Source organism: Aeromicrobium sp. REDSEA-S32_B7 (assembly GCF_001626145.1).
Classification (GTDB): Bacteria; Actinomycetota; Actinomycetes; order Propionibacteriales; family Nocardioidaceae; genus Aeromicrobium; species Aeromicrobium erythreum.
The window spans coordinates 1-4,509 of sequence record NZ_LUNF01000245.1 but is presented as its reverse complement, the minus strand read 5'-3'; the positions used below and the strand labels follow the sequence as shown (position 1 = coordinate 4,509).

The window sequence follows — 4,509 nt, the reverse complement described above, 5'->3', positions numbered from 1 at the left end:
GTCCTCCTCGGCGCGATGCTCGCCGGAGCGGCGAGGAAGGTGTCGAGGTCGACCGTGAGCTCGGGCTCGAGCCCTCGCGCTGTCGTCGCCACGGGGTGCCCGGGCGAGAGGCCGGTGTCGACGAAGCGCAGCGGCCTCAGCGCGGCGTCGGCAGCCGGAGGTGACCCGTGCAGGGTCACGTCGCGCGGCATGCGGGCGAGGACGGGGTTCTCGACGAGGAAGCGTCGGACGCCCGGCCGGTCCCGGGTGACGCTCATCAGCAGCTGCTTGGAGCCGAAGTGGTTGGGAGCCTCCACCACGGCGGCACCGAGGCGTCGCTTCCACTGGTAGATGCCCTTCGAGCAGAAGGCCTCCGTGCCGAAGAGGTCCATGGTCTCCAGCCCGTCGGCGAGGGCGCAGTGCTGCATCATGAGGTGGTAGAGCGCCTTGAACGCGCCGCTGTCGTAGTGCTCGTCCGCTCCGTCACGCACTCCCAGCAGTCGCGTGGTGAAGACACCGCGACGCACCGTGTACAGGCACCCGGCGACGGGGCCGTCGGCGTCGTCGGCGAGGAAGAGCCCGCCGCGCGAGGCGAGGAGCACGGCTGCCTCGAGCGACTCCGTCCGAGACTTCTCGGCATGACGCGCCTGCATCGTGGGACGGTGCATCCGATGGAAGAAGTCGACGACCGAGGCCTCGTCGCGGACGATCCGTGGTCGGAAGCGCTCGTGGCGCAGGGACTCGTTGAAGCGAGGCCGCTCTCGCTTCGACACGTGGGCGCGGACCGTCGCCAGGTCGGGCGTCCGCACCACGAGGTGGACGCGGAAGGGCAGGACGACGGTCGCTTCTCCCGGCGACGACAGGACCGTCCCGCTCGGCGCGCCGACGAGCTCGATGTCGGCGGTCTCCTGCCGGGAGGCGCGGCGTGCCGACCGCGACGGGGCCTCGGTGGTCCACTCGACCCGGCCCGGGAACGACCGCGCGCGCAGCACGTCGGTCAGCTGGAGCACGTTGGCGAGGCCCTGGTGGAAGCCGCGGTACCCGACGGTGGGCGCCGCGGGGTCGTCGACGACGCGGCTGACGACGTGGGGGACGCCGCGGACGACGTCCCACTGGGTGTGGGCTCGGCCGACCACCGGATTCGCCGTGTTGTCCCAGGCGTGGCGGACTCGCGCTCGCAGGATCCGGTCGGCCCTCACGGGTGGGCTCCCTGCGCGAGCGTGCCGTGGAGCGAGGCGATGGTCCTCGTGGCCCACGCTCGAAGGCCGGCGGCGTCGAGGATCGTGCTCGACGGCGCCCACGCGCCCATGCCCTCCGCCGCCTGCGCCGAGAGCTCGAGCCGACCCTCGTCGAACGTCCACCCCTCCGACGCGCTCGCTGCTCGGTGACGCGCGCGGGCGAGCGTCGCGTCCTCGGGGCGCAGGAGGACGTCGGCCTCCGCCGAGGCGGCGGCTCCGGACCCGAGAGAGAGGGAGACCGGCACCGCGCCGCCGAACGTGCCGACGCCGGGGAGGAGGTCCGTGCAGGTCCCCGACGCCGCCAGCGTCGCTACGAGGTCTCCGGCTGCCGTCGCCCCGAACGCGTTGCGCTGCTCCCGCGGCAGTGCGCGGCGACGGGCGATGCGGTCCAGCTCGGATCGGGAGGGTTCGTGGACGGTCCGCAGGTCCGTCGCCGCCACGAGAGGAGCGGCGACGTCACCCGAGCCGAGGTGGGCGTGATGGCCGAGGACTCGTGTCGCCTCGTCCGCGCGCTCGCTCCAGTTGAGGGTCTGGGCGTTGCCGAGACCGGCGTGGAACGGCAGCTCGAGCATCGAGCACACGGTGTTCACCAGCTCGGGGTAGCAGGCGTTGAGCAGCAGCGGTGGCCGGGAGCGGGTGTGGGCCACCTCAGCCACCGTGAGGGCGACGGGCAGCTGTTGCGCCAGCGAGGAGCCGAACGGGACACCCCCGGCGCCCCCCGCGTAGGGCGAGTAGTGCGACGTCGCGACCACGACGACCGACGGTCCCCACCGCTCGAGCAGAGCCTGCAGGTCCTCGCGGCCCCGAGGCCCGGACAGGCTCGGGGTCCGGGCGTAGGTGTGCTGCACGAGGTCGTCGGCGTGGACCTCCTCCTGTGACGTCCGGTGCCCGCGACCGCACTGCACGACGTGCAGCGGGACGTCGACGACGGTGCTGAGTCGCCGGACGAGCTGCGTCGCGAAGCGGCCGGTCCCGACGACCATGATCGTCCTGGCGTGCGGCCTGATGGCGTGACCTCAGCCCTGGACGCCGGCGAGGACGCCGGCCGGTCGGATCTGCAGACGACGCAGGTGGCGCTGCGGGTCGGAGAAGGCGTTGCGTGCGTGCAGGACGCGCCAGTTGTCCCACAGCAGGACGTCGTTGCGGTGGTAACGGATCCAGACGGCCTCGTCGGCGTAGCGACGCTGCCACTCGGCCTGTAGACGCACGGCGACGTCGTCGTCCTCGTGCAGCAGGTTGTTGCAGGAGAAGCGGACGGTGGGGGTCGGTGCGCCCATGTCCTCGAGCACAGGGTGCTCGGTGTGCAGGTCGAGCCCCTTGCGTGCGATGCCGTCGGTCGTCTTCCAGTGGAAGACGGTGGAGTAGAGGTGCTCGCGGTCGCTGTCGTCGAGCGCCTCGATCCAGGGCTTGGTGTCACCGATGGTCGTCTCACCGCCCTCGCCGGAGGCGGGCGTGACGCACCAGAGCATGAGGTAGCGAGGTGGCGGCGTCGTGAAGTCGTACCCCTCGGTGTGCGGGGTCAGCGGTCTGGTGTTCCCCGCGTGGTAGACGTCCTCCATCCCCGGCTCCGGCCGCACGTCGCCGACCACGGGGCCGCCGTAGTTGGGCACGAAGTCGCCGAACTTCGAGGCGAAGTCGACGTAGTGGAAGTCGTCGGGGACGTTGACCAGCTGGACGTACCCGTGCTCGTCGAGCATGTCGCGCGCCGTCCGGACCAGGTCGTCGCGTGGGATCACCTCGTCGTTGAAGTCGACGGCGGACAGGATGCTGATGGGGCAGTGCGTCATGGTGCTTCTCCTTCTGCTGGTGGGTCGTGCGGACGTGCTGGTGGAGGTGCGGGCCTGCGTCGTCCGGACCACGTCGGCCAGCTCCTGCGCGGAGCCGACCGTCGCGGTGACGTGCGCCGGCACGGGGACGTAGTCGCCGACCGCGTAGGAGCCGCTGGCGTGGACCACGAGCGACTCGACGTCGTCGAGCAGTCCCCGCCGTGCCGCCAGGAGGCTGCCGGTCATCGCCATGGACAACGACCACTCGCGGAGGTCGCGAGGGTCCGCGGGCAGGGGCACGAGGTCGCGGAGGAGTCCCCGCACGACGTCGTAGGTCTCGAGGCACTCCTGCAGCGACACCACGATCCCGTCGCCGCCGCGTTCCTCGATGAGTCGCTGCATGCGCTCCTGGGTCGGCGGCGCGTGGGTGTAGAAGGTGGGCTCGAGGACCTCGTCGAGGGACTGCGTCACCCCGGGGAAGTGCGGGTCACCCTGCTGCGCGAACCCCCTCGGCGTGAGGTCGTAGCGGGGGAGGCCGGCTCGGTCGAAGGACCCGGTGCGCAGGTGCAGGACCATGTCCGGCGTCGCCAGGTGCTGGACCAGGAGGTACCCCGGGTGGGGACCGGTCGAGGGAGTCCCCCGCGCGTGACCCAGCAGGCCGAAGGCGCTGGACACGGCGTGGGAGTGCCAGCGGCGCCCGTCCGTGGGGAGGAGGTCGGTCTCGAACCAGGCCCGCAGGCGATCCGCGAACGTGTAGTTGTCGAGCTGCATCGTGAACCACCAGGTGGCGTCGTCCTGGTGGTCCGCACCCTGCTGGTGGTGGACCCGGAGGGCCTCGACGACCTGCTTGACCGACGAGCGCGCGCCCTCGTCCAGGACCAGCACCGGGTTCCGGCGAGCCCACTCCGGGTGGGTGGCGAGCGGCGACGACCAGATCTTCTCCACCGAGGAGGGCGGCACCAGACAGACGACGTTGAGCTCCTCGGGCGAGACGAGACCACACTCGTAGGCGCGGAGGACGGCGTCGCGCAGGGCGGTTGCCTTGTTCGCCGACGGGATTGCCCATGAGGTCGAGCAGCACCACGTCCAGCCCGTCGAACGCCGATGGCGCGTGCAGCGGGGCGGCGGCGATGCTCGAGACGGCGAAGAACTCCCGCCAGCGCTCGTCGAGGTCGGGCAGCTCGAACGAGGGTCCCTCGGTCGGGCCCGCTCCCTCGGTCGGGCCAGGTCGTAGGCGGTCGTAGTAGTGGACGATGGCGTTGTCGATCCCTGGCATGCATCCCCCCGAATGCTGGCGTGTGTGACGGGAGCCATACCCGAGGTGCAGAACGCCAAACATCGCGATCCCGTTCAGCGCCTCGAATGGGTCGTCCGTCCCATCCGACGTGGTCTCGGACCCCTCTGGCCCCGACGATCCGGGTCGATTCAGGAACGGGTGCGTACCCGCGGTGCACACCCCGCGCGGGCCCCCGACGCCCTGCCGACCCGCGGCCGGTGCGGCGGAGCGGGGGTGCTCAGAGCAGGCC

Annotated in this window: 3 protein-coding genes and 1 pseudogene; all 4 read right to left on the bottom strand. The window is 71.7% G+C overall.

The genetic code is table 11. From position 1 onward, the window contains the following. Window positions 1–1,178: hypothetical protein (locus A6Q79_RS15495; RefSeq protein WP_317698719.1), on the bottom strand; the 1,178-nt coding region annotated here is incomplete at its 3' end. Continuing rightward, on the bottom strand, window positions 1,175–2,200 hold the full coding sequence (locus A6Q79_RS15490; protein WP_286690382.1) for a hypothetical protein: 1,026 nt from the start codon (window positions 2,198–2,200) through the stop codon (window positions 1,175–1,177). The genes A6Q79_RS15490 and A6Q79_RS15495, both read right to left, overlap by 4 nt. Before the next feature lie 33 nt (window positions 2,201–2,233). Continuing rightward, window positions 2,234–3,004 carry a TauD/TfdA family dioxygenase gene (locus A6Q79_RS15485; protein ID WP_317698720.1) on the bottom strand — a complete coding sequence of 257 codons (771 nt, stop codon included), beginning with the start codon at window positions 3,002–3,004 and terminating at the stop codon, window positions 2,234–2,236. Between the two features lie 120 nt (window positions 3,005–3,124). Beyond that, window positions 3,125–4,259, bottom strand: a pseudogene (locus tag A6Q79_RS15480) (DUF6002 family protein); the annotation flags it as partial. Between the last annotated feature and the right edge of the window lie 250 nt (window positions 4,260–4,509).